The following is a 25,283-nucleotide window of genomic DNA, read 5'->3' on the forward strand; positions in this document are numbered from 1 at the left end:
ATGAGTACGTTTACTCTTGCCGCTCCGCCAGGGATTTTTTACGCCCCCGCCAGTAACCTATGTAATAGCCAATGAACCCCGCACCCAGAGCTGCCTGCAGGGCAAAGAGCAGGCTTTCAATTTCCCCGCTGGGAGGTTCCCAGAGGGATTCAAACCATGGCTGGTAACCGGGATTGAGTTCTCCGATTAATTCCTCCGCCTTCCCGTCGGCTCCGCCAAAATCCGCATGTTTATTGACTGCCAGCGGGAAAACCGCCAGTGCCAGAACAATCAAAATTAACACCATGTTTTTGGTGGTAAGACTCATGTTTTACACCTCCCGGGATACGACCCGTAATTCTTCCAGCTGCTGCCAGTTATGAGCTACCAGGAAGTTGAAAATTACCACGGTTAAGAGCCCTTCACTAATGGCCAGGGGCACCTGGGTAAAGGCAAAGACAACAAGAAATTCAACCAGAGACTGGACCACTCCCCCCACCGGGGCGGGAAAGGCTACCGCCAGCTGTATGGCCGTGGTGACATAGGTAGCCAGATCAGCCAGGGAAGCGGCCAGGAAAACCGTCAACCACCGGGGCAGGCCAAGCCGCTGCCCGGCCCGGAAGAGTCCGTAGGCCACCAGGGGCCCCACCACAGCCATGGAGAAGGTATTGGCCCCCAGGGTGGTTAAACCACCGTGGGCCAGCAGCAACGCTTGAAAAAGCAGGACAATACAGCCCAGTACACTCATCACCGCAGGTCCGAAAAGCATGGCCCCCAGGCCTACACCGGTGGGATGGGAACAGCTGCCGCTAACGGAAGGTAGTTTTAAGGCCGAAAGCACAAACGCAAAGGCACCGGCCAGACCCAGCAGCATCTTTGTTCCCGGGCTGGCCTTGACCACCTTTTGAATGGAAAGGATGCCAACAATAAGAAAGGGCAAGCTCAAGACATACCAGAAAACACACCATCCCACAGGCAGGAAACCTTCCATTATATGCATGGCCCAGGCATTTTGCTGCGGGAAAATCATAAAGTAGGTGAACAATAAAAGCAGGGCAAGGATTCTTAAATGCACACACATGACCCCCTTTGGGAAAAAATACTCTTCAAAAACAAATCCCCCCGACCTCCACGGGGGGATAAACGCCTGTAGTCCGGGAACAAAAGGACTAGCCCCACCGCCTTTCCCGGTGTCGGGTAACAAGAAGTTGAATAGGCACGTCCTTTCTGCCGTCAGATCATCACCCTTTCAAGTTTTCCCCTTCCTTTGAAAGAGCTCCCCCGGCATTGGACCACACAGGTCGTTTTTAAGCTCTATCCCTCGGGATAAAGCACCTATTCTTAAAAATTGTCGGCTGAAAGTAAACAACCCCTGTCCGCAACGGGCACAGGGGAAAGACGGCTTACAAGCGGCTTCACCTCCCCATGGACCGTAGGTACGAGCGGTGAATTGGAACGGGCAGGTTTCCTGGCTCATGGATCACTGCCCCACCACGCCTTCCCAGCCCCGCACTCAGCCCTGCTTATTTCCGTTCTCCCTCACTTTATCTTTATCATCAGCTAACCTCAATCACAGCAGAATCAAATTAACTGAGTGCTGGACCAGTGGCTTTGTGTGGCGGACTCCCCATTCACAGTGGCGGCACCGCGTCAGATTTTCACTGACTTCCCTCTATCCCTGCCCTTTCCGGCAGGGAGCACCCGTCCACTTTATTCAATTGCCTAAATTATAGCACAACAGGTATACGCTGTCCAGAAGGATTGCCCGGAAAATAAAAAGTCCCCGCGCAAATAACGCGGGGGCTTTTCAATGTTCGTTTTACCTTACATTGGAGGCATGCCGCCGCCCATGCCGGTATCCTTTTCCTTTTCCGGCTTTTCCGCCACCAGGGTTTCAGTGGTCAGAATCATAGCGGCAATGGAAGCGGCATTCTGCAGGGCGGACCGGGTAACCTTGGCCGGGTCCACAATACCGGCTTCAATCATGTTCACATACTCGCCGGTCAGGGCGTTGAAGCCCATACCATCGGGCAGGGCCTTGACCTTCTCCACCACCACGGAACCTTCCGCACCGGCATTGTTGGCAATTTGCCGCAGCGGTTCTTCCAAAGCCCGGCGCACAATGTCCACACCGGTTTTTTCATCCAGGCTGGCGGTTTCAATATTGTCCAAAGCCTTGATGGCTGCCACATAGGCCACACCGCCACCGGAAACAATACCTTCCTCCACGGCAGCCCGGGTGGCGTTCAGGGCGTCCTCAATGCGCAGCTTCTTCTCCTTCATTTCAGTTTCAGTGGCTGCGCCAACCTGGATGACCGCTACGCCGCCGGCCAGCTTGGCCAGACGCTCCTGCAGCTTCTCCCGGTCAAAGTCGGAGGTAGTTTCTTCGATTTGCTTCTTGATGGAGGCGATCCGGGCATTAATCTTGTCCTGGGAACCGGCACCGCCGACAATAATGGTTTCTTCCTTCTTCACCCGTACCTTGGAGGCCCGACCGAGCATGTCGATGGTGGCCTTGTCCAGCTTGAGGCCCAGCTCTTCGCTGATTACGGTACCGCCGGTAAGAATGGCGATATCCTCCAGCATAGCCTTGCGCCGGTCACCAAAGCCAGGAGCCTTGACGGCCACGCAGGACAGAGTGCCGCGCAGCTTGTTCAGCACCAGGGTAGCCAGAGCCTCACCTTCCACATCCTCGGCAATGATCAACAGCGGTTTGCCCGCCTGCACGATCCTTTCCAGAATGGGCAGCAGGTCGGCCACGGCGCTGATCTTCCGGTCGGTAATGAGGATGTAGGGATCGTTGAGGGTGGCCTCCATCTTCTCGGTATCGGTGATCATGTACGGGGATATGTAACCCCGGTCGAAATTCATCCCTTCCACCACTTCCAGGGTGGTGCCGATACCCTTGGATTCCTCGACGGTAATTACACCGTCCTTGCCCACCTTTTCCATGGCTTCAGAGATCAATTCGCCGATGGACGGGTCGTTGGCCGAAATGGAAGCTACCTGAGCAATGGCAGCCTTGCTTTCCACCGGTTTGGCGGCTGCCTTGATGGCCTCTACGGCTTTATCTACCGCCTTTTCAATGCCCCGCTTGATAATCATCGGGTTGGCGCCGGCAGCCACGTTCTTCAAACCTTCCCGGACAATGGCCTGAGCCAGTACAGTAGCAGTGGTGGTACCATCGCCGGCCACATCGTTGGTCTTGGTGGCTACTTCTTTAACCAGCTGGGCACCCATATTTTCAAAGGGATCGGTCAATTCAATTTCCCGGGCAATGGTCACACCGTCGTTGGTGATCATGGGAGAACCAAACTTCTTCTCCAGCACCACGTTGCGGCCCTTTGGTCCCAGTGTAACCCGTACCGCTTCAGCCAGGGCATTGACGCCCCTTTCCAGGGCACGGCGCGCGTCTTCCCGGAAAATAATCTCTTTACCAGCCAATTTCCTCGACCTCCTTAGATATTTTGATCACGCGTTCCAGAGCACCGGTTACTTTTACTTTTCAATAACCCCAAGGATGTCAGCTTCACGCATGATCAGATACTCTTCATCATCTATCTTGACCTCGTTGCCGGCATATTTGGAGAACAAAACCCTGTCCCCCACCTTGAGATCAATAGGTACACGGGTACCATTTTCCAGCAGGCGGCCAGGACCTACCGCCACCACTTCCCCCTCCTGGGGCTTCTCCTTGGCGGTTTCAGGCAGCACAATGCCCCCCTTGGTCTTCTCCTCGCTGGGCAGCGGCTTGACAACCACCCGTTCACCTAATGGCCTAATCTTCACCTAAAACCCCTCCTTTAAGATAAGAGATTGGTTTCCTCTATTGTTAGCACTCATTTAAACCGAGTGCTAATACCCAAGTACTATAATATAAAGGGGGAGTGGCAAAAAGCAACTTTTCTCAAAGGACCTAATCCCCCTTCTTAACCGCTCAAAGGAAATTACCTGATTTTATCTCGCATTTTCTCCCTCCATTAAGCTATTATCATGACTTCCTGTCCAAACATTTCTTAGCCTTTCTAGTAACATTTTCCCCATAAAAAAATGGTTTATACATGCAAAATAAAAGTTACCCGTCAGTCACGTTTTACACGGAAAAGCTCAATGATCCGGCCGTAAGCTTTTACCGCGGGCAGAACTCCCCTTAATCCGCCCCGCACTCGCCACCCCGACCGGTAAGTATTTCCAGACCATGGGCAAGTGCCGGCAAAATCACTTCCAGGCACTCCCTGACCGCCCTGGCACTGCCCGGCAGGTTGATGATGAGCGTTTGGTGACGGATGCCGGCTACGGCCCGGCTCAGCATGGCCCGGGGAGTCTTCTTGAGGCTTTCGTAGCGCATCACCTCGGGAATACCCGGCACCTCCCGCTGGATAACCGCCCGGGTTGCCTCGGGGGTGTTGTCCCGCGGGGCAAAGCCTGTACCCCCGGTAGTTAAAATCAAGTCCAGCTTCTCCTGATCGACCATTTTAATAAGTGCTTCCTTCAAGACATCCAGGTCATCGGGCACAATACGGTAAGACACCACTTCTCCCCCGATGCCGGCCACCATATCCCGGATTACCTGCGCGCTCTTATCCTCCCGTTCACCCCGGGACCCTTTGTCACTGGCCGTGAGAATACCTACCCGCCACATGGCCAACACCTCCATCCGTATGTAAGGTCGGGACACAAAAACGCTTGCAACACTGCCTTTACAGTTGAAGCAAAAAACCAGGAAAGATAAAATGGGTTTAATGAGTAAAGGAGGTTAAACCCATGGCCGTACCTGAAACCACCACCGTCATGGTGAAAAAAGTAACCGGCGACCGTATGGTGACCGTTGAAGATGAAGTGGCAAGGGAAGTTCCGGTTACTTTATTTTTAAACGACGAGGAACTGGTTACCCTGGTCTGTTCCCCCGGCAACCTGGAAGAACTGGCGGTGGGTTTCCTCTGCTCCGAAGGCATCCTCCAAAAGCGCACGGACTTAAAAGACGTCTTTATCCGGCCCGAAGAAGGACTGATCTGGGTGGAAACTTCCGGGCCGGTTCCCACCCGCCAGCATTTTTTAAAGCGTTACATCACCACCTGCTGCGGCCGGGGTCGCTCTTCTTTTTATTTTGTCAATGATGCCCGGGGCATATCACCGGTAACTTCACCCCTGACCGTAAGGGCCGGCGCAATCCTTGAGTTCAGCCGGGAGCTGGAAGAAACGGCCGCCCTGTTTCAAGCCACCGGCGGCACCCACAGCGCAGCCCTGTATGCCGGAAGCCAGCGCCTGCTGTTTTACGAGGACATCGGCCGCCACAACGCTGTGGATAAAATCTTTGGCCGCGCTTTTCTGGACGAGATGGAATTAAAGGATAAACTTCTGGTCTTCAGCGGCCGAGTTTCTGCGGAAATCCTGATCAAGGTGGCCCGCATGGGCACCCCCATCCTTATTGCCCGGGGCGCGCCCACCGACCTGGCCCTGGAAATGGCGAAAGAGACTGGTATTACCATAGTGGGATTTGCCCGGGGGGAGAGAATGAATGTTTATACCCATCCGGAACGTATTATTTTTCCCTAAAAACAACCCAGCTCGCAGGCTTTTATCTTGATGCCCAGGGCGTCGCACGCCGCGCCCACCACCCGGACCGGCACGTCAAGTTCCCCGGCCAGCCGGCGGGCCGCCGTACAGGTCAGCCGGCCATCAACCGCAGCCTGCTTCACGGCTTCTAAAACCCGGGGCTCCACGGAAATGTTTTGTTTTTCTTTCAAGCTTTTTACCTCCCTTGCTTTTTGACCGTCTTACGGGCAGATCAAAACCAGGCCCCACCACGGCCTGGTTTTAATATGTCACCTTTAAGCGGGAACAATGGCTCCCAGCTTGCATTTCGCCAGACATTCACCGCAGCGGATACACAGGGCCTGGTCAATGGAATGGGGCTCCTTTTTGTTGCCCGAGATGGCGCCCGTTTCACAGGCTTTAGTGCACATCTGGCAGCCCTTACATTTTTCCGGGTCCACTTTTAGGGCGGGAATTTCGACCCCGGCGGCCGCGGCCACATCTTTTACTCTGGCCCCCGGCGGTATTACAAGCTGCACGCCGTTTAAAGTAATAACCTCTTCTTTTTGTTGTTTTTTGGCTTCGGTCATCCTCTCCATCTCCCATGCAAAAGATTATATATATTCATAATTTCTACAAAGGACAGCCGATCCCTGCCACGGTGAATAAATCTTATGAACACTATTTCTTCTGCCTGGCCAGTTCCTCCTCCCGCAGGTAACGGCGCAACACCTTACCCACAATGGTCTTGGGCAGGCTGTCCCTGAATTCTACCTGCCGCGGCACTTTATAGGCCGCCAGTTTGCCGCGGCAGTACTGGATCAGTTCCTCTTCCGTTGCCGTCTCTCCCTGTTTTAAAACCACAAAGGCCTTCACCGTTTCTCCCCGGTAGGGGTCGGGTATCCCGGTTACCACGGCCTCCAAAACCTTGGGGTGCTCAAATAAAACCTCTTCAACCTCCCGGGGATAGATGTTATATCCACCGGCAATGATCATGTCCTTTTTACGGTCCACAATGTAGAAATAACCCTCCTCGTCCATCTTTGCTATGTCCCCGGTATAAACCCACCCGTCCCTCAGGGCATAGGCCGTCTCCCCGGGCATATTCCAGTAACCCTTCATCACCTGGGGTCCCTTGATACAAAGCTCACCGGCTTCCCCTGGAGGCAACTCCCGATCACCCGTTTCCGGGTCCACGATCTTGCACAGGGTATCCGGCAGGGGCAGGCCGATGCTACCCACCTTGCGTTTTCCCCGCAGGGGGTTGCAATGGGTCACCGGGGAGGTTTCCGAAAGGCCGTAGCCCTCCACCAGGTAACCGCCGGTTAGTTCTTCAAACTTTTCCGCCACCTCCACGGGCAAAGGCGCCGAGCCGCTGATGCAATACTTGATGGAACGTACGTCATACTTTTTAACCTCGGGGTGGTTGTTAAAGGCCACGTACATGGTGGGAACGCCGGGAAAAAGGGTGGGCCGGTAGGCATTGATACACTCAAGAACCTGGTTTATTTCAAAGCGGGGCAAAATGATCTGGGTGGCCGCAATAACCACCGCAAAATTCATGGCCACGGTCATACCGTAGACGTGGAAAAAGGGAAGCACCGAAAGTACCCGCTCCTGCCCGTACTGGCAGCCGGCAAACCAGGCCACCATCTGAAGGGCGTTGGCCACCACATTGCGGTGGGTAAGCATGGCTCCTTTGGGTATGCCGGTGGTGCCGCCGGTATATTGCAGTACCGCCAGATCCTCCACGGGATTGATCTTTACCACCGGCGGACTGGGCGGGGCACCGGCCATCATTTTTTCCGCCTGCAGGACATCCGGATCGGTCGCGCACTGCGGCTGGCCCAGGCTAAATAAAATTACGTGTTTTAAGGGAGTCACTCCCCGGAGACATTTAAGGCGAGGATATAGGGCGTCATAGGCAATGATTACTTCGGCCCCTGAATCCACCAGAAGGTGCTCCAGTTCCCGCTCGGTGTACATGGGGTTTACCTGCACCACCACCGCCCCGATTTTCTGAATGGCCATGTAGCCGACCACATACTGGGGGGAGTTGGGCGACATGAGGGCTACCCGGTCACCCTTTTTGACGCCCAAATCCGCCAGAGCAGCGGCAAACCGGTGTACCATACCCGCCAGGGTGCGGTAGTTGATCTCCACACCGGCGAAGATGATGGCTGTCCGGTCAGGCCAATCGACTGCCGCGCGTTCCAGCAACTCGGGCATGGTCTTATCCGGATATTCCAGGGTTGGGGGCACGCCTTCCTCATAAAAGCGCAGCCAGGGTAGTGTAACTTGCCGGGCCATGGAAATCCTCCCTCCTGACTTTAATAAATGATTATTCATTCAACAAAAATAGTGAAAAACCTTCTTTATATTTAAATTTTTTTGACTTGTTTAAACGGTCCTTCCCTCTTTGAACAATATTATTTGAAATATTAATTTAATAGAATTCCACCGTAACGTTCTTCCCCATTTCCTGTAAAATGCGGATCAAATCCCGGATGATATACTGCTTATAAACAAATATGGCCGGTATTTCCGTTTCAGGAAGGACCGGGTTTGCCGCCGTACCCACAATAAAATGCACACTGTCCGCGGCGAGCAAGATGGAAGCCAGCCGGCTGGCCCCGTCCCTCCCCCGTAATTCCTTTAAACTGGTTTTCTTTCGCAGGTGTTCCATGGCATTGACCAGTGTAACGGCACCTTCGGTAACCAGATCGATACCACCAATGGTACCGGCAGGTGGCACCCCGCCATTTCCGGAAGAATAATCTATTTTCAATTCCCTGCCCAATATCCGGGCCACGATGTTACCGGTGGTACCCCCACAGACCACTTTCATTCCGTTTGACCGGATCAGTTTATCCACCACCTCCACATCGTCGTGCACGTTCCGTGGAGGCCCGATTAAAACGGTCACGTGGCGCGGCTTGCGGATATTAATTACCGCCACGCTGGCGTCATCTGCCGGTTTTTCTCCGTAAATGCGATAACAAAGCTGGACAATTTCCTGAGCCCACTCCGTTGCACTCCTTGCCGGTGAGTACGTTGCTGCCAGGTACACCCCCAACCTGTGTTGATCCCACGTCATACTCAACGTCCTTCCCGCCCCCGCGTGGATGACCCCATCGGTAACAATGACCAGCCAGCTGTTCTCGGCAACCGTGAAATAACACTCCCGGATTAGCTTGTTGCCAATCACCCTCTCCTTTCTGTCCACACTGCACAAAGTGTTATTCATGCCAATATACGAGGGGGGATTTTCATACTCCACCAGGTAGCCCTGGCCGTCAGGGGTAAATTGAATGATGGTGAAAGTGCTGTAAGCCAGATTTCTCACCTTGCAGATGGGCAGCGTGAGGGCCAGGGTCTCTATCACGTCCACTATCCGTCCACCCATCTTGAGCATGGTACCCGCTGTTTTGGCGGTAAGACCGGAAAGGATTTTGGCTTTTATACCGCTGCCCAGGCCATCCGCCACCACCACAATATGGCTGCCGGCGGTACGAACCACCTCAATAGTGTCCCCGCATATTTCCTCCCCGTTTTTAACCAGTTGGGCGGTTCCGATATCCACGCAAAAACCCATTGACCCGGCCCCCTTCCGGGCTTTAAATTGTGTCGTTTAAAAAGATTCCTGCTCCATCAGTTCAATCAATTTGCTCAAGAGAACCTTCGTTTCGGCAGTGGTTTCGCCTAACAGACCGGCAATTTCCTGGACCACACTCATTTGTTTGTTAATTACTTCCCGGGCCCGGGCGATGGTTTGTACCTTCACAAGCTCGAACTGCTCGCGCTGTCTTCTTTCAGCGGTAATGTCCACCAGGATGCCCGCTACGGATTTTTCCCTTTCCAACGGGAAAATAATTTCCCTGGTAATTATACCCAGCTCGGGGTAGGAATGGACGCAGCTCATCATTTCCCCGGTTTCAATGACCTTTAAAAAGTTTTCCGGGTTGATTAATTCATCCAGCCGCAGTCCGATCATTTCCCCGGCCTGACGTTTAAACAAGCGCTCGGCAGCCGGGTTGACTTCCCTGATCACCAACTGGTAATCCACGATAAGCAAGGCATTGGGCATGGCCGCCATCACCAGGTTGGAGGTGGACTCGGCCCGCTTGCGCATGTAGGGAATGCACATCTGCACCTCGGCATGCCCCCGGTAGACGGCGACGGCCTTGTCCCTGCAGGAATCATAACCGCAGGCGCCGCAGTTCAACTCGTCCTCGGGCCGGTACTTTCCCGCCTGGGCCAAAATTTGCCGCAGGTCATGCTCATCGGGTAGGGGTAGGGAAACACTGCGGTCTAAATACTCCCTGTACATAAGGGAGGAGGGTAATTCCACCCCTCCGGCGGTACCGGGAGTTTCCTCTTTTGACCGGGACCGGTAATAATCCCTCACCTTGCCGCGGCGCGTGTATATATCCTCCGCCCGGCAGAGGGAAAGGGGACCGTCAATACAGCCGCCCCGGCATGCCAGCAGTTCCATCAATGCCGGCGGCCCAGGGATTTTGTTGTGTGATAAATGATTTAAAAAGGTAATGCAATTTTGTAATCCTGTTATGGTCAGGTAGCTTTCTTCCCTCTGCAGGTCAAACTGCAAGGCACTGATCAGTCCCCCCTCAATAGGGAAAAGTCTTGCCCGGCCGGGCCGGGGCGGATCAAATTCACCTGCGGGCAGGCTCCCGGGATCAAGACCCTCCTCCTGCACCCATTCCCAGAGTTCGTCAAATCCCAGTACATAATCAATGGCGTCATTTATCCCCTCCGTCCGGGCCTCCGCCTTCTTGGCCACGCAGGGCCCGATAAAAACCGTCCGGTAACCGGGGTATATTTTTTTAAGCAGCCGCCCGTGGGCAATCATGGGTGATACCACCGGTGCCAGCAAAGGCAAAAGAGCGGGGTAATGCCGCTCGATTAAATTGACCACCACCGGACAGGCACTGCTGATCAAGGGGCGATCAAGCCCCAGCCGCCGGTGCATCTGAACCACCAGTTCGGCCCCCAGGGAGGTTTCCTGCACCCTTCCAAACCCCAGCTTTCTCAACAGCGCCGGCATCTGCTCCGGATCCTGCAGGGGGAACGCCGCCACAAAGGAAGGAGCCACTGTAGCGGCCAGAGGATGTCCTTCTTTTAACAATTGCCGTACCTCATCCAGGTCGCGGGCCACCTTTTTGGCCTTTTGCGGACAGGACAGTACGCAACGGGCATCCTGTACGCACAGTTCGTCAATTACCCGCGCGTGCAGGGCCCCCGACTCGGCCCCGGCACTAAAACGGATGGCTTTAACCGCACATCCCCTGAGACAACGGTAACAGTCACGGCACTGAGCTTCATTGGTGGTAATAAGCCCCATAGCAAAACCCCTTTTCTCCAGGGAACTATCTTGTGAAAACAGTCACTTGCTTATATTCTAATAGAAACCCTTCCTATAGATCAATCTCCAGAGCTCAACCACCAAACCAACGGCAGCCATCAATGCCCTGTTCTGCAATAAATCCTGACAAAAAGGCATTTCCGCAAAAAAGCCGGGAATAAAGACTATTCCCGGCAACTACTCCCTTTAAGAATTCACCAAATTATTAATCGGCTGTCGGGCACTGCACGTCCTGGATTTCGGTCCCGGCTGCGGCCATCAACACCTTTCCCCGGGACCCTCCCCTTACCCTTTCACCTGATCACCAGCACCGGGCATTTGGCACGCCGCACCACCCTCTGGCTGATGCTGCCCAGAAGCCATTCCTCCACGTCATCCCGGCCCCTGCTGCCGATTACGATCAGATCGTATCCACCCCCGTCCGCTTCCTGGATAATCTCGCTGGCCGGCTCTCCCCAGGCCGCTTTTTCCTTAAAGGTCACCTGAAAGCCTTCACACTGTTTAAGCCCGCTTTCGAGAACCTTCCGGCCATACTTTTCGATCCGGTCCTTGATTTGATAATATATTTCACCCAGTTTACCGCTGTAGGTTTCAAACATCTCGATGGGTGACGGTAACTGCATGACATGAAAGAGCATAACTTCCGAACCAAATTTCTCAGCCATTCTGGCCGCAGCTTTCAGCGCCTGAAGGGAAGCATCCGAACCGTCAATGGGTACCAGAATTTTCTTAAACATGAATTTTCCCCCTTTAAAACTTTCTCCGGGCCGTGTACCGTGTATGCAGTAGTTGATGGGATTTCTCTCCCAGGGGGCGACCCAAAAACTCCTCGTAAAGCTTCTTTATGGAAGGATTTTCGTGGGATTTTCGGATCCTTAACTTCTCATCCTCCTGGTACAGAGCCCGGGCGCGAAGCATCCTGATTTCGTCGTTCACCGGGAGGGGCTGCCCGCCGCCACCGACGCACCCACCGGGACAGCACATAATTTCAATAAAGTGGTAATCCGCACTGCCGTCCTTGATCCGGTCCAGAATCTTGCGAGCGTTGCCCAGACCATGGGCCACAGCCACCTTCAGCTCGCCCAACCCTTCCACCGGTACTACCGCCTCTTTGATGCCCTCCAGGCCCCTGACTGTAGTAAATTCCAAACACTCCAGGGTTTTCCCGGTCATCAGCTCGTAGGCGGTACGCAGAGCCGCTTCCATTACCCCGCCGGTGGCGCCGAAAATAGTCCCCGCTCCACTGTATTCACCCAGGGGGTCATCATAATACCCGTCTTCGAGGCCCGCAAAATCTATGCCGGCTTGTTTAATCATCTTGGCCAGTTCCCGGGTGGTGATCACGTAATCAACATCCTTGTAACCGCTGCCGTTCATCTCGGGCCGGTTGCACTCAAACTTCTTGGCCGTACAGGGCATGACCGAGACCACCACCATGTCTTTCGGGTCCACCCCCACCTTTTGTGCATAATAGGTTTTCACCAGTGCCCCCAGCATTTGGTGGGGAGATTTGCAGGTGGACAGGTGGGGTAAAAGTTCCGGGTAAAAATGTTCGATAAATTTCACCCACCCCGGGCTGCAGCTGGTAATCATGGGCAGCACGCCGCCCTCTTTGATTCTTTTTAACAGTTCATGCCCTTCTTCGATGATGGTAAGGTCGGCCGCAAAGTTGGTGTCGAACACCCGGTCAAATCCCAGCCGGCGAACCGCCGCCAGCATTTTCCCGGTCACCAGCGTGCCCGGCGGATAGCCGAATTCCTCCCCCAGCGCTGCCCTTACCGCCGGGGCGTCCTGGACCACCACAAACTTGGACGGGTCAAAGATGGCGTGCCACACCTCTTCGATATGTTCCTTCTCATGGATGGCTCCGACGGGGCAGACCAGGATGCACTGGCCGCAAAGGGCACAGGCAACATCGTTCAGGCTCTCGCCGAAGGCGGGTTCCACCCGGGTTTTAAACCCCCGGCCCTGAATGGAGATTGCCGCCACCTCCTGAATTTCCTTGCAAACGGTAACACAACGGCGGCAGAGGATGCACTTGCTCTGGTCTCTCACAATGGAAGGCGAAAGGTTATCGAGGCGCCCTTCGCTCTTCTCGCCGGTGAACTTAACTTCTCTGATCCCCAGCTCGTCGGCCAGTTTTTGCAGCTCGCACCTCTGATTACGGGTGCAGGTCAGGCAGTCGTCCATGGGATGGTCGGAAAGAATCATTTCCACCGAAAACTTCCTGGCCCTCCTCACCCGGGCGTTATTTGTGTGTACCACCAGCCCCTCGCTCACCGGAAATACACAGGCCGGCTGGAGGTTGCGGTTTCCCTCGATTTCCACCAGGCAAACCCGGCAGGCCCCGATGGCCTGCACTTCCGGCAGGTAGCAGAGGGTGGGAATACGAATGTTAGCCCTCCTGGCCGCTTCCAGAATGGTGCTGCCCTCTTCCGCCTGCACCTTAAGGCCGTCTATGGTCAGAGTCACCATCTTGTGTTACCCCCCTTTAAGAGATCTTCACTGCCGGCTGCTTCCTCAGCCTCTTGCAGACCCCGGCACGACAGTGCTTATCCCTGATATGCTCCAGGTACTCGTCCCGGAAATACTTGATGGTGGTCAGCACCGGGTTGGGAGCCGTCTGCCCGAGGCCACACAGGGCGGCATCCTTGATGTTGACGCAGAGTTCCTCCAGCCTGTCGATATCGTCTTCCTTACCCCTGCCCTGGGTTATGCGGACAAGGATCTCCAAAATCCTTTTGGTACCGATCCGGCAGGGTGGGCATTTACCACAGGATTCGCTCTGGGTAAAATCCATGAAGAACCGGGCAAAGTCCACAATGCAGGTGTCTTCGTCGGTGATGATCAGCCCGCCCGACCCCACAATGGCCCCGATCCTGGCCAGCGATTCATAATCAATGGGTACATCAAGATATTCCGCGGGGATACACCCGCCCGAGGGACCGCCGGTCTGGGCGGCTTTGAACTTCTTGCCGTCCTTGATACCGCCCCCGATCTTATAAACCAGGTCCCTTAAAGTAGTACCCATGGGAACCTCCACCAGGCCGGTATTGATCACGCTGCCGGCCAGGGCAAAGACCTTGGTGCCCTTGCTTTTTTCCGTACCGAACCGGGCGAACCAGTCGGCGCCCTTTAAAATGATGACGGGTATATTGGCGAAAGTTTCCACGTTATTAATCAGGGTGGGAAGTCCAAAAAGGCCCTTCTGAGCGGGGAAAGGAGGTCTTGGACGGGGCTCACCCCTTCTGCCCTCTATGGAGTTTAAGAGGGCGGTTTCCTCCCCGCAAACAAAGGCGCCGGCGCCAATCCTGATCTCCACATCGAAATCAAAACCGGTGCCGAAAATATTTTTGCCCAGGTATTTATGTTCCCTGGCCTGTTCAATGGCCCGGCTCAAACGCTCGATGGCCAGGGGGTACTCCGCCCTGATGTAAACATAACCCTGGCTGGCGCCAATGGCATAACCGGCGATAGCCATAGCTTCAATCACACTATGGGGATCCCCTTCCAGGACACTGCGGTCCATGAAAGCCCCCGGATCCCCCTCGTCGGCGTTGCAAACCACGTACTTGGGAAATTCCCTGGACTGGCTGGCAAACTTCCACTTGAGGCCGGTGGGAAATCCCGCACCTCCCCGCCCCCGGAGTCCGGACCTGATCACAGCGTCAATAACTTCTTCCCGGGTCATGGAGGTCAACACCGTGGACAGAGCACGGTAGCCGTCTCTGGCCACATATTCTTCGATGTTGTTGGGATCGATGAGGCCGCAGTTGCGCAGGACAATTTTTTGCTGGTACTTGAAGAAATCCATGTCCTCCATCTTCGGAATGGCTTTACCCGTGGACGGATCTTTATACAGCAACCGGCCCACCAGCCTGCCGTTCAACAAGTGCTCCACCACAATTTCTTCCACATCCTGCGGGGCAACCTTATGGTAAAGCACCCCCTCAGGATTGATCAGCACCAGCGGACCCAGGTTACACGAGCCAATACAACCGGTCTCGATAACCTTGACTTCCTGCTGCAAGCCGTGGCTGGCAACCTTTTGCCTGAAGGCGTCCCTAATCGCACGGCACCCACACGACACACAACCGGCCCCGGCACAAACCAATACCTGCGCACGCCATGGATTCATCCTGGTCCCCTCCTTTACTCGTATTTTTCCAGAATTTCATTTATCCGGGCAGGATCCACCTGAGCATAGACATCCTCGTCGATTAAGACCGTCGGCGCCAGGCTGCAGGCTCCCACACAGCGCACCTCGTTTAAGGAAAATTTCCTGTCCCTCGTGGTATCGCCCACCCGGACTCCAAGGGCCTTCTCCAGATGGTCAATGATCCTCTGCCCTCCCCGCACATAACAGGCCGTACCCATGCAAACCCTGATTTCATGCCTGCCTTTAGGCACAAGGGAAAAGAAGGCGTAAAAAGTAGCCACCCCGTGTACCTCGCTCAAGGGGACATTAAGTCCTTCTGCCGCCATTTCCTGTACCCTGCGCGGCAGGTAGCCCAAAAGACTCTGGGCCTTGTGTAGTACCATGATCAGGGCATTTTTATCCCCCCGGTGTTGATTAATAAACTCTTCGATCTGGGGATAAAGCTCCTCCTCATTGACCGGAACACAGGTACAGCATTGCTTTTCCATGTTCTTTTGCCTCCTTTAACTAATGGGTTCACGGAAGATTCTCACCGCCAGAAGACACAGCAAGGTACTTTTCCTCCCTCAAATAAGTGATGGTAATAACTATCACAAACACAAAAACCCCTGAATAGTTGCCGTACACCGCCTCCTTCCCGAGTACATTCACATTTCTCAAGGTGTATGCATTCAGCGGAGGATTCCGGGGGAGTTAGTCTAAATGCCTTGCGTCAAGGTGAATCCTGAGTTCCTGGCGATGAGAGGCAGGGCGATTTTTCCATCTTATGTGATAGTTATCACATTCCCATTGCCAAAAAACCTACTATTAACTTTATTTATGGTAATTTGATAATAACACTTAAGAAGTTTTATTGCAACATGACATTAAAAAATTGTTCTATAGCCAATATTTAAACTTATTAAAATATTTAATATGCAATGAATACTTGGCGATTATTTGTTTGAGATGCCTTATGTTTTTAACGATAACAACCGGCCCTGATTGGAACCCGGGCCTGGTCGAACACTTCGATCGTGTGCCCGTGTGCCCGGCTTTCCCTTGACAAGGCTGTTTAAGGTAGATACGATGTAATTGTAATCATTCATAATATGAAAGGAAAAAAATGAGCCTAACGATCTTAAGAGAAAAAGGTTATCGTTTCTTTTTCTTCTCCCGTGAGGAGACGCGAATGCATGTCCACGTTGTATGTTCCGACGGAGAAGCAAAGTTTTGGCTTCTCCCGGAGATTGAGTTGGCGAAAACCATAATTTAACACGGGCTCAGTTGAAGGAAATCGAAAGCATAATTGAAGTGTATTATGATGAGTTCAAAAGCGCTCGGGAAAAGCACTTCGGCAGTTGAAATTACCCATATTTCAAAGAATGGAGTTTGGCTTCTGGCCTATGATAAAGAGCTGTTCATGGCTTACAAAGATTTCCCATGGTTTAAGGATGCTCCTGTTGGGAAAATCCTTAACGTTAAAGAGCTTCATCGGGGGCATTTCTATTGGCCGGATTTAGACGTGGATCTTACCGTTGAGATCATAGAACACCCGGAACGGTTTCCTTTAAAGGCAAAATACACATAAGACGGATGGTGGCGCAGGCAAGTAAAAACAAACCCGGCCGCCACCGGATGAGGGAGCCGGGGAAGACGGAAGGAAGATCATGCCCCGCATTGAGGGCTAAAAAATTTTTCCGACAATAAAAATACAGCAGGAAATTCTGGAGGGCAAGGCGAAATAGTTTAGTTAAAAAATAGCGTTAGCGTTCTCCGAGCCCGATTACCTGTGGCCATGGCTATGGTTTTCGGGCCGGCAGGGTATACCGGGAAACTGGTGTGCCTCCCAGTGCGGAAAGGAGAACACTGCCAGGCTTTTAAGAGGGTAGGCTGTGTTCTGTTTCCCGCAGAACACAGTTTTTTTCTGCGGACGTATAACCACCCGGCCGCCCGGAAAACGGCTGTGCTTCTGCCTTTTCGCCAGAGCACAGCTTTTTTGCTTTAAAACAAACCTTGAGGTCCCTGCCGGCCGTGAATCCAATTATGTATGGCCTGTCCTTAAGGCAGTCAGGAGGTGAGAGAAGTGCTCTCTGATACTTGTTGCCGGCGCGGAGCAAATAAGTGATCGAGATAACACAGTGCCACAAGCGGGTTAACTGAACACTTACTTTTGATCAAATCCAATCCAAATACCTGAAGAGGTGAACGACAATGTTCAAGCGAGTTCTTACCCCTGTATTAACCCTTCTCCTTGCGCTCGTGCTTATTGCGGGCTGCTCTTCCAATAGCGCACAGGAAGAAGCAAAACAGGGACAGCCGGCCCGGGAAAAACCGCAAAAACAGGACGTAATTCTGGCCACCACCACCAGCACCCAGGACAGCGGCCTTCTGGATGTGCTTATTCCGGAATTTGAAAAGAAAACCGGTTATAAGGTGAAAACCATTGCCGTGGGTACGGGCCAGGCCCTGGAAATGGGTAAAAAAGGTGAAGCGGACGTGCTGCTGGTGCACGCCCCCAAAGCGGAAAAGGAACTGGTGGACAGCGGCGTGGGCATCAACTACCGGCTGGTAATGCACAACGACTTTATCGTGGTCGGTCCGGAAAACGACCCGGCCGGAGTCAAGTCGGCCCAAAACACTGTGGAAGCCTTTAAAAAAATCGCCCAAACCCGGAGCACCTTTGTTTCCCGCGGGGATGAATCGGGCACCCACAAGAAAGAAAAAGACATCTGGAAAGAAGCCGGCATTACCCCCGGCGGCAAATGGTACCAGGAAGCCGGCACGGGCATGGGCAATACTCTGAACATTGCCTCGGAAAAGGGAGGCTATACCCTCAGCGACCGGGCCACCTACCTGGCCAACCAGAAACACCTGAAGTTGAAAATTTTATACGAGGGAGATAAAACCCTGCTCAATATCTATCACGTGATGCAGGTCAACCCGGAAAAGTTCAGCAAGGTCAATGCCGAAGGTGCCAAAGCCTTTGTGGACTTCATGGTTTCACCTGAAACCCAGCAGATTATCGGTAAGTTCGGGGTGGACAAGTACGGCCAGCCGCTGTTCTTCCCCGATGCCGGTAAAAAGGAAGAAGAACTGGGGAAGTAGGATAGAAATGAAACCGCCCCCCCTGCCTTAAACCTTTTAGCCATAAATGCAGGGCGGGCTCCTTAAGCTTTGCGTTAATTAAGTATGGAGCAGATCTTAGAAGTGGGGATTATCCAGTGAACAACACCATCTTAGAAGTGCACAATCTACAGTTCAAGCGGGGAAACCGGGAAATTTTAAATATCGATCATTTTGCCCTTCACGAGAGGGAAACCATCGCCCTGATCGGGCCAAATGGAGCCGGCAAAAGTACCCTGTTGCAGGTAATGGCCCTTTTATTAAAACCAACCCGCGGAACCGTGGAATTCCGGGGCGTACCGGCCACCCCCCGGATCGCCCTGGCCATTCGCCGGCGCATGGCCGTGGTATTCCAGGAACCGCTTCTTTTAAATACGACGGTCTATGAGAATGTGGCCACAGGACTGAAGCTGCGGGGAGTTCCCCGGCAGGAAATAAAAAAAAGGGTGGACCGCTGGCTCGAACTGCTGGGCATCGCCCACCTGGCCGGACGCCGTTCCCACCAGCTCTCGGGGGGAGAAGCCCAGAGGGTCAGCCTGGCCAGGGCCTTTGCCCTGGAACCGAATGTTTTGTTCCTGGACGAACCCTTTTCCGCCCTGGACTTCCCCACCCGCCTGTCCCTGCTCAATGAACTGGACAGGCTTTTAAAAGATACGGGGATTGCTGCTATTTTTGTAACCCATGATTTTTCGGAGGTGCCCTATCTCACCGACCGGGTGGCCGTGCTCAAAAACGGCCGCCTCGTCAAAACAGGCACCTTCGAGGAAATATTTAAAGTAAAGCCCCGGCGGGAGAACTACATTACCTCCCTTTACCGGGTTTTTGAAAGCGACACGGCGGGGTAAAGCAAAACACAAGCCGGCCCGGACCATTCACCGGCAACCTTGCCCCCGGGCGGCGGCCAAACACATTAAACAGTTGTTAAACAGACATACGTCTAAGAAATTCTCTTAACTGCCCGAAGGCATCACTGGACAAAGAGAAGTATCCTGCCAGGGCCGCTTCACCCAAACGTTTCCCAACCTCGGGACGGGAAGCTAAAAAAACCTGCAGCATTGCTTTCGAAATCTGCCGTGGTAAAGAAAGGCTCATATTCTGCAGGCATTTGATGCTCACTATTGCACCTACAGGTCCGTCTCCATGGCCGCTTCCAGCGTTTCCTGGTCGTAGGCAATTACCCGGGTACTTTTTCCCAGGGTTTCCAGCCGGTACAGACAAAAATCATAGTGCCCGCTATCCCTAAACGCCCTGTGGGCAGCCCTAATACACTCAAGACTATGGGTGGTGGCAAAAATTTGGGTATTAAACGTCCGTGCTGCTTCCCCAATGACCCGCCACACTTTATATAAAACGGAGTGGTGAAGCCCGTTCTCGATTTCATCTACAAGCACCACACCTTTTCCAGTATTGGCAATCGCCAGCACCAGACTGGCCAAACGTACCATTCCTTCTCCCATAACCGGCAGGGGAATGAGACGGCCATGGCCGAGATCGCCGTAGATCATTGGTACCCCCCCGGCAACCACCACGCTCAGGCGGCGCAGCCGTGGCTCAACCGTTTTTAAGACTTTTAAAAGTACATCCTGCTTACCAGTGATCTCCAGTCTTCCAAAACGCTCGGCATCTTCAGCAGGAGAAATCCGGCCGCGTGCAGCCAGGAAGACAGCCGGGATGGGCGGCGGAGGCGGAGGAAAAGGCTGGACCTGAATTCCTTTCGGCCCCACAACCAGATAGTGCTTACCCTTTCGCTGTGCCTCATTGTATTCCAGCTCAAGCACAAGATCAGTGTCGGTGGACAGCAACGGTTCAGCAGGTTTCCCCTGATTTGAGTGTATAAATAAGCTAACTCCCGGATTTTCCAGGGGTTCACGGAGTATCCTCAACCTGAGGGTGCGGTAACCCGCAGTTTTGCTTTTCCCTGTTAGTTCTATTTCCTTTGCCGGATCAAAGCCGGTAAAAAGGGAATCCCATGGTGTTTCTGCGGTTCTTCCTGATTCGATCTTAAAAGACGGCTCGATACCTCGAAACGTACTGATGCGCAGGACCAGCTCGGGGTTATATGCTCCACAGTGCAGGAATAGAGCCTCCAAAAGGGCTGTTTTGCCGACGTTATTCATCCCTGCAATCAGGTTGACGGGAGCTAATTTTTCGATAATCAGCTCTTGGAAACACCGAAAGTTAGAGACTTTAAATGAAAGATACATCATAAAGTCCTCCCATAGTATCGATTTCCTTTACTGTTGCCGTCCTGCGCCTCCGCTTTCCTGGTATCCTTTTTGTAATAGATATGCTCCGTTTCTTTAGAAAAGATCCTTATTCCGGCCCCGTAATCATGCGGGTGATGGCGCTGGCCAGGGCGGCGGCACCAAAACCGTTATCGATATTTACCACGCCAATACCGGAAGCGCAGCTGTTCAGCATGGTGAGAAGGGCGGCCAGGCCGTGAAAACTGGCCCCGTAACCGACGCTGGTGGGCACGGCGATGACCGGCTGCTCCGCCAGCCCGGCCACCACGCTGGCCAGGGCTCCCTCCATTCCCGCCACCACAATGATTACCTGCGCCCACCGGATCATCTCCAGTTTGTCCAGCAGACGATGGATGCCCGCCACTCCTACGTCGTAGCAGCGGCGCACGTGGTTGCCCATCACTTCGGCGGTCACGGCTGCTTCCTCGGCCACCGGGAGATCAGCGGTCCCCGCCGACATCACCAGCACTTTACCCTTTGGCTGCGGGCGCTCCCCGCGGTACACCACAATAGTGCGCGCCAGTTCCGAATAAACGGCGTCGCTGAAAACGGCCCGTACTGCTTCGTATACCTCCCGGGCGGCCCGGGTGGCCAGAACGGTCCGGTTGTTCCCGCAAAGCCTCTGCACAATCTCCACTACTTGTTCCGTGGTTTTGCCCTGGCAGAAAACCACTTCCGGGAAACCCTTGCGCAGGGCCCGGTGGTGATCCACCTTGGCAAACCCCAGGTCTTCGTAGGGCAGGGTCTTGAGCCTGTCTAAAGCCGCATCCACTTCCAGGCGGCCGTGGCGCACATCTTCCAGCAATAGACGTAATTCATCTTTAGTCATTCATCCTTCTCCCCTGAAAGAAGGCCGGATAAATATGGATACCGGCCCGGAATTATATCCCTGGAACATGGTCGTATCAAGATTGCCTCTTACTTCTGTTCCCACATGACCTTGCCGCAGTCCCGCAGGTCGTAGCCGCCCAGGGCCTGTACCTCTTTGCGGAAGTCCGGCTGGCTCATCACGGCCAACAAACGCTGGATGTAAGGTGTATCCCAGTATTCCCGGGGGATGCAGAGGTCGTAACGCTCCTCGGCCAGGGGTATGAAGTCGAGCCCCAGGGCCACCGCGGCGGCCCGGATGCCCAGCCCCGCGTCCACCCCGCCGGCCACGGCCGCCGCCACGGCCATGTGGGTGTATTCCTCCCGCTCGTAACCGTTTATTTGGGCCGGGCTGATCCCCAGCTGTTTCAAGTGGTAATCCAGCAAAACCCGGGTACCCGCCCCCCGCTGCCGGTTCACAAAGGTGACGTCGGGCCGGGCCAGGTCTTCCAGCCCCCTGATCCCTTTGGGATTGCCTTTGGCCACAATCAGCCCCTGCTCCCGGTAGACCAGGTTGACCAGCACTACTCCCCTGTCCGGCAGCAGCCGCTGGATATAGGAAACGTTGTACTCCCCCGTTTCCTCATCCAAAAGGTGCGTGCCGGCACAGTGGGCCTCTCCCCTTTTCAAGGCGTTCAAACCGGCCAGGCTGCCCACATGGGCGCTGGACAGGCTGGCCTGGGGGTAAAGGCGGCGCAGGTAATTGGCCAGGACGTCCAGGGCGATATCGTGGCTGCCGATGATGACGGTGGTTTCCTTGATCTCCTCCAGGGGACGCAGGAGCTCCACCGGCACCGCCTGGCCCGCACCGTAACCCTCGGAAAGCCGGGGCACCCGCACAATCCCGTCGGCCCGGATCAGGGACATAACAATGCCCGCTCCCCGGGATATTGGTGTGGCAATGATCTTGTCCCCCACCTGTCCCAGTTTGACTCGTACAAACTCCTCTACTCCCAGGGAGGAGACCAGCTTGCGGGAAACGGTGGCTTCAATTTTCCGGCGGGCTGGCGGGACGGAACCAAGCTTTTTGTATATGATTGGTTTAACAAACAAATCGGCACACAGGTAGGCCGATACGGGGTAACCGGGCACCCCGATCACCGGCCGCCCGTCCACTTCCCCCAGGATCACCGGTTTCCCCGGCCTGGTGGCCACACCGTGCACCAGCACCCGGCCCAGACTTCTGATTACTTCCGCCGTGTAATCCTCGCTGCCGGCCGAAGAGCCGGCATTGATGAGCACCACATCGGATTCCTGCAGGGCTTCCAGCAGGGACTGGCGCAGGGCCTCAAAATCATCGGCGGTGATTTTTTTGCGGACCGGATCGCCCCCCCACTCGCTCACCAGGCCTGCCAGCATCCGGCTGTTATAGTCGATAATATCCCCGGGCCTCAGCTCCCGGCCCGGCTCCACCAGTTCCGTACCGGTGGGCAAAATGGCCACCCGCGGCCGGGGGTGGACGGAAATTTCCGTTACCCCGCCGGCCAGGAGCCCCCCGATGTCCACCGGGCGCACCCGGTGATTGGCGGGAACGATCATTTCCGTAGCAACGATATCTTCCCCAATGGGCCGCACGTGCTGCCAGGGGTAAACCGGCTGGGTGATCTCCAGGACTTCCGGGGACACAAAATGCACGTCCTCCACCATGATCACCGCATCGCACCCTTCGGGGAGGGGATCACCCGTATCGACCATGATGGCCTCGCTGCCAACTGCCAGCTGCCTGGGAGCAGTTTCGGAAGCACCAAAGGTCAGGGCAGCCTTCACCGCATAGCCGTCCATGGCCGCCGCGTGGTAGTGGGGCGAAGACACCCGTGCATAAACGGGAGCCGCCGTCACCCGACCCCGGGCTTCCTCCACCGCCACAACCTCGGGCAGCCCGGGATTGAGTGCCCCCTTTTGCTCAAGGTAAGCCATGTATTCTTCCAGGGCTTCTTCCCAGGGCCGGTCGTCCAGATAAACGTCCCGTTTGCCCGTAACTTTAGACAACGCCATCACTCCTCAAAAAAGTTTGACCTCCACCCATTCGCCTGCTTCTACACCTTCTTTACCCGCCGGGATGCGGGCCAGCCCGTCGGCACGAACCATAGTAGTAATCAGGCCCGATTTGCCCAGCACGGGCTCCGCGTGAAGCTCCCCGTCCTGCAAACGCAGTTTCACCCGCACGAAATCCTCCCGCCCGGCGGCGGAACGCAAATTGCGGGTTATCCGCGCCCTCAGGGGAAATTCCCAGAAACCTTCCCGGGGGTAACTGTAAGATCTAATCAAAGGAGCCACCAGCAGCTCAAAGACCACCAGGGCCGAGGCAGGATGGCCGGGCAGGCCGAAGACCGGTTTGCCGTTAACCACCGCCCCCACGGAGGGTTTGCCGGGTTTCAGGGATATGCCGTGAAACAAAACCCCCGGCCGGCCCAGGGAGTCAATCACCCGGGCCGCCACGTCCCGGGTGCCCACCGAACTACCCCCGGAGAGCAAGACCATATCGTTTTCCGAAAGGGCCCGGGCCAGCCGTTCCTGCAGCTGGTGAAAGTCGTCCCGGACAATGCCGTACAGGCGGGGCTCGCCGCCACAACTGGCCACCGCGCCGTAAAGGGTATAGGAGTTGATGTCCCGCACCTGGCCCGGAGCCGGCTTTTCTTCCGGGGAGACCACTTCATCGCCGGTGGAGATGATACCCACCCTTAAGGGGCGTCTTACTTCCACCGCAACAACCCCGGCCGCGGCCAGCATCCCCAGGTCCTGCGGCCGCAGGCGGTGCCCCGCCGGCAACACCACGCTCCCGGCCTGGACATCCTCACCCCGGCGGACGACGTTTTCCCCGGGAGCCACCGGCCTGGTAACGCCAATGGTCTTTTCATCCAGCTCCTCGGTATGCTCCACCATCACCACCGCGTCGGCGCCCGCGGGCAGCATGCCGCCGGTGGCAATGCGCCAGGCCTGGCCCGGCTTTAACTCCCCTTCCGGCGCTGCGCCCATCAGGACTTCCCCCGCCACCTCCAGGTAGGCGGGCAGGCCCTCGGAGGCGCCAAAGGTATCCCTTGCCCGCACGGCAAAACCGTCCATGGTGGAGCGGTCAAAGCCGGGCACATCGTCAACGGCCACCACATCGTGCAAAAGACAACGGTCGAGGGCGGACAACAATGAAACTTTCTCCCCATCCCGGGGAAATGATACATGATTTAAAACTATTTCCCGCGCCTCTTTAATGGTAACTGCCTGAAATAATTCCTTCATCCACTTTTCTCTCCTTAAAATATAGCAACGCTGTCAGGGCGGCGGTCGCCCCCGCCGCCCTCATCACTCCGATCTTTAAGCATGGCTGCCGCGCTGCTGGGCCATGGTTAAAAAGGCGGTAATGCCGTAGGCCAGGAGCAGCAAAATGATGCTTAAGGCGGTGGCCAGCTCATACTTGCCCTGGCCCACTGCCAGTACCGTGGCCGTCGTAAGCACCCGGGTGCTTCCGGCAATGTTGCCGCCGACCATCATGGAGGCGCCCACCTCGGAAATTACGCCGCCAAACCCGGCCATCAACGCGGCCAGCAGGCCCAGCCGGGCCTCCCGCACCAGAAGCCACAGCAATTGACACCGGGAAGCCCCCAGGGCCAGGATCTGCAGGGGAATCTTCGGGTTTAAAGACTGCATGGCGGCCACGGTAAAGCCGGCCACAATAGGGGAAGCAATAATGGCCTGGGCTACCACCATGGCCGCAGGGGTGTAAAGGAGGTCGAGGAAACCCAGGGGCCCGTACCGGGTAAAGGTAAGCCAGACCGCCAGTCCCACCACCACCGGCGGCAGGCCCATGCCGAAGTTAACCACACTGACCAGGAAGCGGCGGCCGGGGAAATTGGTCAGGGCCAGAAGGGTCCCCAGGGGAACGCCAATGAGCACACTGATCAGTGTGGCCAAACCGGAGATTTTTAAAGTGCGTAAGGTAATATCCAGAACTTCGGGATCGCCTGTCGCCAGCAAACGAACGGCCTCCACAAGACCCTGCCAGAAGATTTCCAAA

The 25,283-nt window shown here is 55.0% G+C and carries 24 protein-coding genes and 2 riboswitches; of the genes, 5 read left to right on the forward strand and 19 right to left on the reverse strand.

The annotated features are described in order from the left end of the window. Positions 1-10: 10 nt before the first annotated feature. The 5 genes from G7K71_RS16040 to mog form a co-directional block, all read right to left on the reverse strand. Positions 11-307 (reverse strand): energy-coupling factor ABC transporter substrate-binding protein, encoded by a 297-nt coding sequence (locus tag G7K71_RS16040; RefSeq protein WP_013823920.1) that lies wholly within the window; start codon positions 305-307, stop codon positions 11-13. A gap of 3 nt (positions 308-310) precedes the next feature. Further along, complete coding sequence (locus G7K71_RS16045) at positions 311-1,054, reverse strand: energy-coupling factor ABC transporter permease (RefSeq protein WP_395858284.1); 744 nt, start codon at positions 1,052-1,054, stop codon at positions 311-313. Between the two features lie 365 nt (positions 1,055-1,419). Continuing rightward, positions 1,420-1,699: riboswitch (cobalamin riboswitch) on the reverse strand. Positions 1,700-1,803: 104 nt separating this feature from the next. Continuing rightward, on the reverse strand, positions 1,804-3,423 hold the full coding sequence (groL, locus tag G7K71_RS16050; protein ID WP_013823922.1) for a chaperonin GroEL: 1,620 nt from the start codon (positions 3,421-3,423) through the stop codon (positions 1,804-1,806). A 54-nt stretch (positions 3,424-3,477) separates the two neighbouring features. Further along, complete coding sequence (gene groES, locus G7K71_RS16055) at positions 3,478-3,768, reverse strand: co-chaperone GroES (RefSeq protein WP_013823923.1); 291 nt, start codon at positions 3,766-3,768, stop codon at positions 3,478-3,480. Positions 3,769-4,129: 361 nt separating this feature from the next. After that, a complete protein-coding gene (mog, locus tag G7K71_RS16060) occupies positions 4,130-4,621 on the reverse strand; it encodes a molybdopterin adenylyltransferase (RefSeq protein ID WP_013823924.1) in 492 nt (163 codons plus the stop codon). 122 nt (positions 4,622-4,743) lie between these two features. Here mog and fdhD point away from each other — a divergent pair, with 122 nt between their 5' ends. Further along, a complete protein-coding gene (fdhD, locus tag G7K71_RS16065; protein ID WP_166348657.1) occupies positions 4,744-5,535 on the forward strand; it encodes a formate dehydrogenase accessory sulfurtransferase FdhD in 792 nt (263 codons plus the stop codon). Here the strand turns inward: fdhD and G7K71_RS16070 are convergent. From G7K71_RS16070 to nuoE, 9 genes are all read right to left on the reverse strand, one after another. After that, positions 5,532-5,726, reverse strand: a complete 195-nt coding sequence (locus G7K71_RS16070; protein ID WP_166348660.1) for a hypothetical protein — start codon at positions 5,724-5,726, stop codon at positions 5,532-5,534. The two genes, fdhD and G7K71_RS16070, sit on opposite strands and share 4 nt — an antisense overlap. A gap of 84 nt (positions 5,727-5,810) precedes the next feature. Further along, entirely contained in the window at positions 5,811-6,104 is a 294-nt protein-coding gene (locus G7K71_RS16075; protein WP_243175065.1) for a 4Fe-4S binding protein, read from the reverse strand. A gap of 91 nt (positions 6,105-6,195) precedes the next feature. Continuing rightward, positions 6,196-7,824: a long-chain fatty acid--CoA ligase gene (locus G7K71_RS16080; RefSeq protein WP_166348666.1), complete on the reverse strand. Its 1,629-nt coding sequence runs from the start codon at positions 7,822-7,824 to the stop codon at positions 6,196-6,198. Positions 7,825-7,960: 136 nt separating this feature from the next. Beyond that, entirely contained in the window at positions 7,961-9,109 is a 1,149-nt protein-coding gene (locus G7K71_RS16085; protein WP_166348669.1) for a SpoIIE family protein phosphatase, read from the reverse strand. A 36-nt stretch (positions 9,110-9,145) separates the two neighbouring features. Next, complete coding sequence (locus G7K71_RS16090; protein WP_166348672.1) at positions 9,146-10,876, reverse strand: [Fe-Fe] hydrogenase large subunit C-terminal domain-containing protein; 1,731 nt, start codon at positions 10,874-10,876, stop codon at positions 9,146-9,148. Between the two features lie 314 nt (positions 10,877-11,190). Then, entirely contained in the window at positions 11,191-11,634 is a 444-nt protein-coding gene (locus tag G7K71_RS16095) for a universal stress protein (RefSeq protein WP_013823946.1), read from the reverse strand. A 13-nt stretch (positions 11,635-11,647) separates the two neighbouring features. Beyond that, a complete protein-coding gene (locus G7K71_RS16100; protein ID WP_166348675.1) occupies positions 11,648-13,372 on the reverse strand; it encodes an NADH-dependent [FeFe] hydrogenase, group A6 in 1,725 nt (574 codons plus the stop codon). A 16-nt stretch (positions 13,373-13,388) separates the two neighbouring features. Further along, positions 13,389-15,035: an NADH-quinone oxidoreductase subunit NuoF gene (nuoF, locus tag G7K71_RS16105; RefSeq protein WP_166348678.1), complete on the reverse strand. Its 1,647-nt coding sequence runs from the start codon at positions 15,033-15,035 to the stop codon at positions 13,389-13,391. Between the two features lie 14 nt (positions 15,036-15,049). Then, positions 15,050-15,544 carry an NADH-quinone oxidoreductase subunit NuoE gene (nuoE, locus tag G7K71_RS16110; RefSeq protein WP_166348681.1) on the reverse strand — a complete coding sequence of 165 codons (495 nt, stop codon included), beginning with the start codon at positions 15,542-15,544 and terminating at the stop codon, positions 15,050-15,052. Positions 15,545-16,161: 617 nt separating this feature from the next. Here nuoE and G7K71_RS20295 point away from each other — a divergent pair. From G7K71_RS20295 to G7K71_RS16130, 4 genes are all read left to right on the forward strand, one after another. After that, a complete protein-coding gene (locus G7K71_RS20295) occupies positions 16,162-16,311 on the forward strand; it encodes a DUF4160 domain-containing protein (RefSeq protein WP_207713010.1) in 150 nt (49 codons plus the stop codon). A 45-nt stretch (positions 16,312-16,356) separates the two neighbouring features. Then, positions 16,357-16,626, forward strand: a complete 270-nt coding sequence (locus tag G7K71_RS16120) for a DUF2442 domain-containing protein (RefSeq protein WP_207713011.1) — start codon at positions 16,357-16,359, stop codon at positions 16,624-16,626. A gap of 171 nt (positions 16,627-16,797) precedes the next feature. After that, a riboswitch (molybdenum cofactor riboswitch) is annotated at positions 16,798-16,916 on the forward strand. 333 nt (positions 16,917-17,249) lie between these two features. After that, positions 17,250-18,143, forward strand: a complete 894-nt coding sequence (locus G7K71_RS16125; RefSeq protein ID WP_166348684.1) for a substrate-binding domain-containing protein — start codon at positions 17,250-17,252, stop codon at positions 18,141-18,143. A gap of 116 nt (positions 18,144-18,259) precedes the next feature. Further along, complete coding sequence (locus G7K71_RS16130; RefSeq protein ID WP_166348687.1) at positions 18,260-19,006, forward strand: ABC transporter ATP-binding protein; 747 nt, start codon at positions 18,260-18,262, stop codon at positions 19,004-19,006. 279 nt (positions 19,007-19,285) lie between these two features. On the opposite strand, the gene G7K71_RS16135 is transcribed toward G7K71_RS16130, so the two are convergent. From G7K71_RS16135 to G7K71_RS16155, 5 genes are all read right to left on the reverse strand, one after another. Then, complete coding sequence (locus G7K71_RS16135; protein WP_166348690.1) at positions 19,286-20,368, reverse strand: ATP/GTP-binding protein; 1,083 nt, start codon at positions 20,366-20,368, stop codon at positions 19,286-19,288. Between the two features lie 106 nt (positions 20,369-20,474). Next, positions 20,475-21,236, reverse strand: coding sequence for a nickel pincer cofactor biosynthesis protein LarB (gene larB / locus G7K71_RS16140; protein WP_166348693.1), 762 nt, complete (start codon positions 21,234-21,236; stop codon positions 20,475-20,477). Between the two features lie 89 nt (positions 21,237-21,325). Then, positions 21,326-23,263 (reverse strand): molybdopterin biosynthesis protein, encoded by a 1,938-nt coding sequence (locus G7K71_RS16145; protein ID WP_243175068.1) that lies wholly within the window; start codon positions 23,261-23,263, stop codon positions 21,326-21,328. 12 nt (positions 23,264-23,275) lie between these two features. Beyond that, entirely contained in the window at positions 23,276-24,508 is a 1,233-nt protein-coding gene (gene glp, locus G7K71_RS16150) for a gephyrin-like molybdotransferase Glp (protein WP_166348699.1), read from the reverse strand. 75 nt (positions 24,509-24,583) lie between these two features. Then, on the reverse strand, positions 24,584-25,282 hold the full coding sequence (locus G7K71_RS16155) for an ABC transporter permease (protein WP_166348702.1): 699 nt from the start codon (positions 25,280-25,282) through the stop codon (positions 24,584-24,586). Between the last annotated feature and the right edge of the window lies 1 nt (position 25,283).

Origin of the sequence: Desulfofundulus sp. TPOSR (assembly GCF_011393055.1) — a bacterium.
In the GTDB taxonomy this organism is placed as follows: Bacteria; Bacillota; Desulfotomaculia; order Desulfotomaculales; family Desulfovirgulaceae; genus Desulfofundulus; species Desulfofundulus kuznetsovii.

Bases quoted from the DNA above. Each gene is read 5' to 3' on its own strand.
- G7K71_RS16040 (WP_013823920.1), bottom strand. From the start codon at position 307: ATGAGTCTTACCACCAAAAACATGGTGTTAATTTTGATTGTTCTGGCA.
- mog (WP_013823924.1), bottom strand. From the start codon at position 4,621: ATGTGGCGGGTAGGTATTCTCACGGCCAGTGACAAAGGGTCCCGGGGT.
- fdhD (WP_166348657.1), top strand. From the start codon at position 4,744: ATGGCCGTACCTGAAACCACCACCGTCATGGTGAAAAAAGTAACCGGC.
- G7K71_RS16075 (WP_243175065.1), bottom strand. From the start codon at position 6,104: ATGACCGAAGCCAAAAAACAACAAAAAGAAGAGGTTATTACTTTAAAC.
- G7K71_RS16080 (WP_166348666.1), bottom strand. From the start codon at position 7,824: ATGGCCCGGCAAGTTACACTACCCTGGCTGCGCTTTTATGAGGAAGGC.
- G7K71_RS16085 (WP_166348669.1), bottom strand. From the start codon at position 9,109: ATGGGTTTTTGCGTGGATATCGGAACCGCCCAACTGGTTAAAAACGGG.
- G7K71_RS16090 (WP_166348672.1), bottom strand. From the start codon at position 10,876: ATGGGGCTTATTACCACCAATGAAGCTCAGTGCCGTGACTGTTACCGT.
- G7K71_RS16095 (WP_013823946.1), bottom strand. From the start codon at position 11,634: ATGTTTAAGAAAATTCTGGTACCCATTGACGGTTCGGATGCTTCCCTT.
- G7K71_RS16100 (WP_166348675.1), bottom strand. From the start codon at position 13,372: ATGGTGACTCTGACCATAGACGGCCTTAAGGTGCAGGCGGAAGAGGGC.
- nuoF (WP_166348678.1), bottom strand. From the start codon at position 15,035: ATGAATCCATGGCGTGCGCAGGTATTGGTTTGTGCCGGGGCCGGTTGT.
- nuoE (WP_166348681.1), bottom strand. From the start codon at position 15,544: ATGGAAAAGCAATGCTGTACCTGTGTTCCGGTCAATGAGGAGGAGCTT.
- G7K71_RS20295 (WP_207713010.1), top strand. From the start codon at position 16,162: ATGAGCCTAACGATCTTAAGAGAAAAAGGTTATCGTTTCTTTTTCTTC.
- G7K71_RS16120 (WP_207713011.1), top strand. From the start codon at position 16,357: ATGATGAGTTCAAAAGCGCTCGGGAAAAGCACTTCGGCAGTTGAAATT.
- G7K71_RS16125 (WP_166348684.1), top strand. From the start codon at position 17,250: ATGTTCAAGCGAGTTCTTACCCCTGTATTAACCCTTCTCCTTGCGCTC.
- G7K71_RS16135 (WP_166348690.1), bottom strand. From the start codon at position 20,368: ATGATGTATCTTTCATTTAAAGTCTCTAACTTTCGGTGTTTCCAAGAG.
- larB (WP_166348693.1), bottom strand. From the start codon at position 21,236: ATGACTAAAGATGAATTACGTCTATTGCTGGAAGATGTGCGCCACGGC.
- glp (WP_166348699.1), bottom strand. From the start codon at position 24,508: ATGAAGGAATTATTTCAGGCAGTTACCATTAAAGAGGCGCGGGAAATA.